Origin of the sequence: Methylacidimicrobium cyclopophantes (assembly GCF_902143385.2) — a bacterium.
GTDB classification, from domain to species: domain Bacteria; phylum Verrucomicrobiota; class Verrucomicrobiia; order Methylacidiphilales; family Methylacidiphilaceae; genus Methylacidimicrobium; species Methylacidimicrobium cyclopophantes.
Genome location: NZ_CABFUZ020000002.1, coordinates 1 through 4,232, shown reverse-complemented (window position 1 = coordinate 4,232; position 4,232 = coordinate 1). Strand labels below are relative to the sequence as shown.

5 protein-coding genes and 2 tRNA genes are annotated in these 4,232 nt (G+C 58.5%); 5 read left to right on the top strand and 2 right to left on the bottom strand.

Annotated elements, in window-relative coordinates; genetic code table 11:
- Positions 1–379 (bottom strand): tol-pal system YbgF family protein (locus tag FN369_RS00060; RefSeq protein WP_512698695.1); only part of this gene is annotated, 379 nt, incomplete at its 3' end.
- Between the two features lie 10 nt (positions 380–389).
- On the opposite strand from FN369_RS00060, the gene FN369_RS10895 reads away from it, so the two are divergent.
- The 5 genes from FN369_RS10895 to FN369_RS00040 all read left to right on the top strand — a co-directional run bounded on the left by FN369_RS10895 (position 390) and on the right by FN369_RS00040 (position 2,431).
- The gene (locus FN369_RS10895) at positions 390–599 is read left to right on the top strand and encodes a hypothetical protein (RefSeq protein WP_142524185.1); all 210 of its coding nucleotides are present in this window, start codon (positions 390–392) and stop codon (positions 597–599) included.
- A tRNA-Thr gene (locus FN369_RS00055) sits at positions 590–661 on the top strand. Before FN369_RS10895 ends, FN369_RS00055 begins: the two co-directional genes overlap by 10 nt.
- A gap of 311 nt (positions 662–972) precedes the next feature.
- Positions 973–1,872, top strand: a complete 900-nt coding sequence (locus FN369_RS00050; RefSeq protein WP_142524186.1) for an NAD(+)/NADH kinase — start codon at positions 973–975, stop codon at positions 1,870–1,872.
- Entirely contained in the window at positions 1,869–2,327 is a 459-nt protein-coding gene (locus FN369_RS00045) for a PTS sugar transporter subunit IIA (protein WP_178087562.1), read from the top strand. Before FN369_RS00050 ends, FN369_RS00045 begins: the two co-directional genes overlap by 4 nt.
- Before the next feature lie 17 nt (positions 2,328–2,344).
- Positions 2,345–2,431: transfer RNA gene (locus tag FN369_RS00040), tRNA-Ser, on the top strand.
- A gap of 185 nt (positions 2,432–2,616) precedes the next feature.
- Here FN369_RS00040 and FN369_RS00035 read toward each other — a convergent pair.
- Complete coding sequence (locus FN369_RS00035) at positions 2,617–3,945, bottom strand: MFS transporter (protein WP_142524183.1); 1,329 nt, start codon at positions 3,943–3,945, stop codon at positions 2,617–2,619.
- Positions 3,946–4,232: the final 287 nt, after the last annotated feature.

Here is a 4,232-nt window from a genome sequence, read left to right as displayed (position 1 = left end):
CTCCTTCGGCGACGCCCAAGAGAGCGGCGGGTCGGAGGGGGTGCTTGGGAAAATAGTCGATAAAAAGCAGAAAAGTTTTCGTCGCTTCGGCATAAGCACCCTCTTGGAACTGTCCGGAAGCGGTCTGAAGAAGCCAAAGCGCACTTTGGGGCATGTCCCGATGTTGTTGAATCAGCGCTAGACGCTCCGAGGAATTCGAAGCTTTCGCATATGCGGAGGCGATTTCTTCCCAACGCAGCCGCCGCATGTGGCTTTGCCAAGCGTAGACGCCAATCGTAATGCCGACGAGAGCCAGAAAGAGAAGAAGAGCGACGATGAGAGAGGTGGTTCCTCGATCTGTTTGGTCCATCGGGGAAAGGGAAGGCCGCTCGCTCGGCATGGTGATGCCTATGAAGCCCTCGGCCGCTTCGGCTGACAAGCGCGAAATGGGGCGGAAGGGTCTTCTGCAAAAAGAAATCGACGGCATCGCCGTCTTCTTTCCGAGGAGATCGGCCTTTGGAAAGACATTCGAGTTGCGAAAGTTCGCTTCTCTGCTGCATAGTCGTGCTTCCTGCCTCGATCGTCCCGGCTCTCGGCGGGGCGCGGCGACGCCGCTTTAGCTCAGAGGTAGAGCAACGCTTTCGTAAAGCGTGGGTCTGGGGTTCGAATCCCCAAAGCGGCTCCCGGTTGTTTGAACTTTTTGCCGAGATTGCTTTCTGGCCAGCTTTTCCTTTACGGTTGAGTGGGCGCTGGATACTCGGCGACGTCCCGTGCCGCCATGAAGAGGGGCACGGCCGGATGAAGGGGCTTCGGTTCATGAGAGTCGAACTCGGTGGCGTGGTCTGGTCATCGATCGGAAAACGGTTGCTCGAGAATCGATCTGGGCCGGGAGAATGGCGGTAGACGACGGCCCGAAAAGGGGGCGTTCCCGGAGTGCTCTTCCTAAGGACGACGCGTTGGTCGAAGGCCCGAATCGAGTCGAGCGGGAAGCAAATGCTGCGGATCGGTGTGATCGCCAATCGGAAGAAGCCGGGTGCTCGCACCTTGATCCGGGCGCTGCGACTCTTTTCCGGCAAACATGGCTTCCCGTTTCTTTGGGAAGAGCAGACGGCGAGGCTCGTCGGGATAGAAGGAAGGCATTTAGAAGAACTGGTTGCGGAGGTCGATCTCCTCATTGTCGCCGGGGGAGATGGTTCCTTGCTGCGCGTCGTCCACGACGTGTATCCCAATCCGGTGCCGATTCTCGGCGTGAATATCGGCGGTTTGGGATTTCTCACCGCCGTGACTCGGGAAGAAATTCTTGAGGCGTTGCCGGATTTGGCTGCGGGTCTCTTGCGCCAGAGTCAGCGACTGGCGCTCGAAGTGCGAGGATCGCTGCGGGGCAAGGAAATACGGATTCCTTGCGTCCTCAACGATGTCGTTCTCTTTCGGGGAAGCTCCTCTCGAATGGCTCGGATCGATGTTCTTGCCGGGGATCTTCCTGTGACGGAGTTTCAGGCCGACGGTCTCGTGGTGGCGACGCCCACGGGCTCGACGGCGTACGCTCTCTCGGCAGGAGGGCCGATCATCGTTCCGGAGGCTCGAGTTTTTTCTCTGACGCCGCTTTGCCCTCACACTCTGACGAATCGAAGCTTGGTATTATCGGCCGATTCCCGAGTCCGGATGATCGTCCCGGAACGGGCCTCTCCCGTCCGATTGGAGTTCGACGGTCAGTCGAGGGGTATTTTACGCCAGGGAGACTGGGTCGAGATCCGCGCTGCCCCGAGTCCGGTGACGCTGGCCTTTCTCACTCGTCGCGACTTCTTCCAAATCCTGCGGGAGAAGCTGCGATGGAGCGGAGCGAGCGTGCCGACGAAGAAGATGCCCAGCGCAACGAACGGAGGGCGATCATGAATCTAGGCGAATTGATCAAGCCCGAGAGAGTCTCCTTGAACGTCCGTGCTCGAACATGGACCGATGCCATTCGGGAAGTGGCAGAGCTCTTGCGGGAAGCGCCGGAAATCGACGATTTTTCCGCATTCCTCGAAGAGATCCTTGCCGCCCAAGGCGGAGGTCACCATTGGTTTGAGAGCGAAGTCGGATTCCCGCATGTCCGGAGCGGTCATGTGAAAAATCTCGTCGTGGCAGCGGGAAGAAGCGTGGAAGGACTCGTACTCCAGGAAGGACAGCCGCCAGTGAAACTGATTTTTGTCATCGGTGTCCCTAAGCAGTTCCACACCGAGTATCTGATCGCCGTCGGGGCGCTCGCACGCGTGGTCCACGAGGCCCCTTCGCGAGCGAGGCTTCTGCGCGTAAAGCAACCGGAGGAGTTTGTCTCCCTGATTGCGGCCGAGGAGCAGAAAGTGTAAAGAGAAGCAAGCGCCCCGGACAGGTGGCTGAGCGGTTTAAGGCACTCGACTCGAAATCGAGCGTGGGGGAAACTCCACCGTGGGTTCAAATCCCACCCTGTCCGCGCTTCCCCCAAAGCCCGACTCTTCCGACACGGTTTCCCCAATCCCTTGCCTAGCTGGGCCTGCTGGCTTTTCGACTGGAAGTTCTGCCATTGCGCGCCATGCTTTCTCTTCTAGCCGAAGGAAGCCGAACGAGCAGGTCTCGGGCGTACTGCCGAAGAGAGAAAAGAAGATCGATCGATGCCGCTTACGCTCCCGTTTCGGGCCGCAAGTGGGGCAAGGAGGAGAGGAGCCCGAGGCTCAACGCAAAGCAGACGAAGGCAGCGAGCATGGGGGTGTGAAAAGAATGGAGACGTTGCGAAAGAAGACCAAAGGCGAGCGGTCCCAATCCGGCGGCCAGCCTGCCGAAAAGCCCCCAAAGACCGAAATATTCGGCGTGCTCGTTTTTCGGGGACAAAATGCCTACCACCGCGCGGCTGACTGCGTGAAGGGAGCCTCCTCCCATCCCGAGAATTGCGGAAATCGCATAAAATGCCAGTTTGTCTTGCACGAAGTAAAAACCCGCCATCCCGAAGAACCAGATCCAGACAATCAGCTGCAATGTTCTCTTGGATCCGAGGAAATCTTCGATGAATCCAAAGAGAATCGCTCCTAGGCAGCCTCCGGTCTGAATCGAGAGAAGAAGGAGAACGGGCTCTTGGCCAGATAGGCCGATCTGCATCTGGCCGTAGAGAGCGGCCATGGCCATGACCATGGCCGCCCCGGTGGTATACAAGAGGAATGCTCCGAAGAAGAGACGGAGTCGAGCCTCGCGGCAGAGCTTGGGAAAGGTTCGAGAAAGATGGACAGCGGAAGTTGCTAGGGCGCTCTTCCAGTCTTGCTGCATCGTACCGCCCCGTTCTCGCACGAAAAGGAGCGTGGGAAGGCCGCCTGCGCAGTAGATGGCTGCGGTCAGGAGGAAGATCAACCGGATCGCGCCGGAGTTAGCGAGGGTGAAACCAGGGGTCAGCAGTGGATAACAAGCGGCGACGCTGAAAAAGCCTCCCACGTTGCCCAGCGCGCGGGCGAGTCCCGAGAGTCTACCGATTTCTGCCGGAGGGGCGAGTTCGGGGAGGAAGCTTGCGGTGAGATTTTCGGTAAAGGAGTATCCGATCGATGCCGCCATAAAGGCAACCAAGCTCGCCCAAACATCCCCTTCGCCCATTGCGGCGAGGCTGGCGGTTGCAACGATGCAGATCACATATGTGACCGAGAGGATCCGCTTCTTTTTCCCCGTCACGTCGGCAAGGGCCCCCAAAAGCGGAGAAAGAACCCCGACGATGGTTTGACAGAAAAAAAGGGCCCAGCCGAAAAGCCAAGTCGCATCCGTTCGATGTGCGCAAACGATCCGGAGAAAATAGGTCCCGAAGACCAGATCGACGATGAGCGTGTTGAAAGCCGTATTGGCAAAATCGAAAAAAGACCAGGCTACCTTTTCCGTTTTGCTGGGAGGAGCGGGGACTGTGGAAGGGGGAACGGCTTTTTCGGAAAGGTGCATGGAAAGGAGCGAATCCGGATCGAGTTGCTTCGCTGTCAAATTCCTCGCGGACTACCACTGCTTTTGCCTGCGAGGAAAATCCTCCGATCAAAGATTGCCGTCGGGATAAGGCGGCGATTTCGCGTAAAGCGGGTCGGCGGATCCCCGGGGGAACGATGGGAACCGACGAACCTGTTGTCGAGGGAAGAAGAAGGCTCCATGGAGAATGAGCGATTGGGCCACGCCCGGCTCGCAAAGAGGCACCCGTTTGAGCTAAGCGTCATCGGAAGACCCTGTCAAGGCATCGTAGGGGGCCCGGGAACGGCCGATTGCCGCCGATCGGCGGG

What these genes read in the sequence shown, in the direction of transcription:
- FN369_RS10895 (WP_142524185.1), top strand. Translation starts at nt 390, where the DNA reads ATGAAGCCCTCGGCCGCTTCGGCTGACAAGCGCGAAATGGGGCGGAAG.
- FN369_RS00050 (WP_142524186.1), top strand. Translation starts at nt 973, where the DNA reads ATGCTGCGGATCGGTGTGATCGCCAATCGGAAGAAGCCGGGTGCTCGC.
- FN369_RS00045 (WP_178087562.1), top strand. Translation starts at nt 1,869, where the DNA reads ATGAATCTAGGCGAATTGATCAAGCCCGAGAGAGTCTCCTTGAACGTC.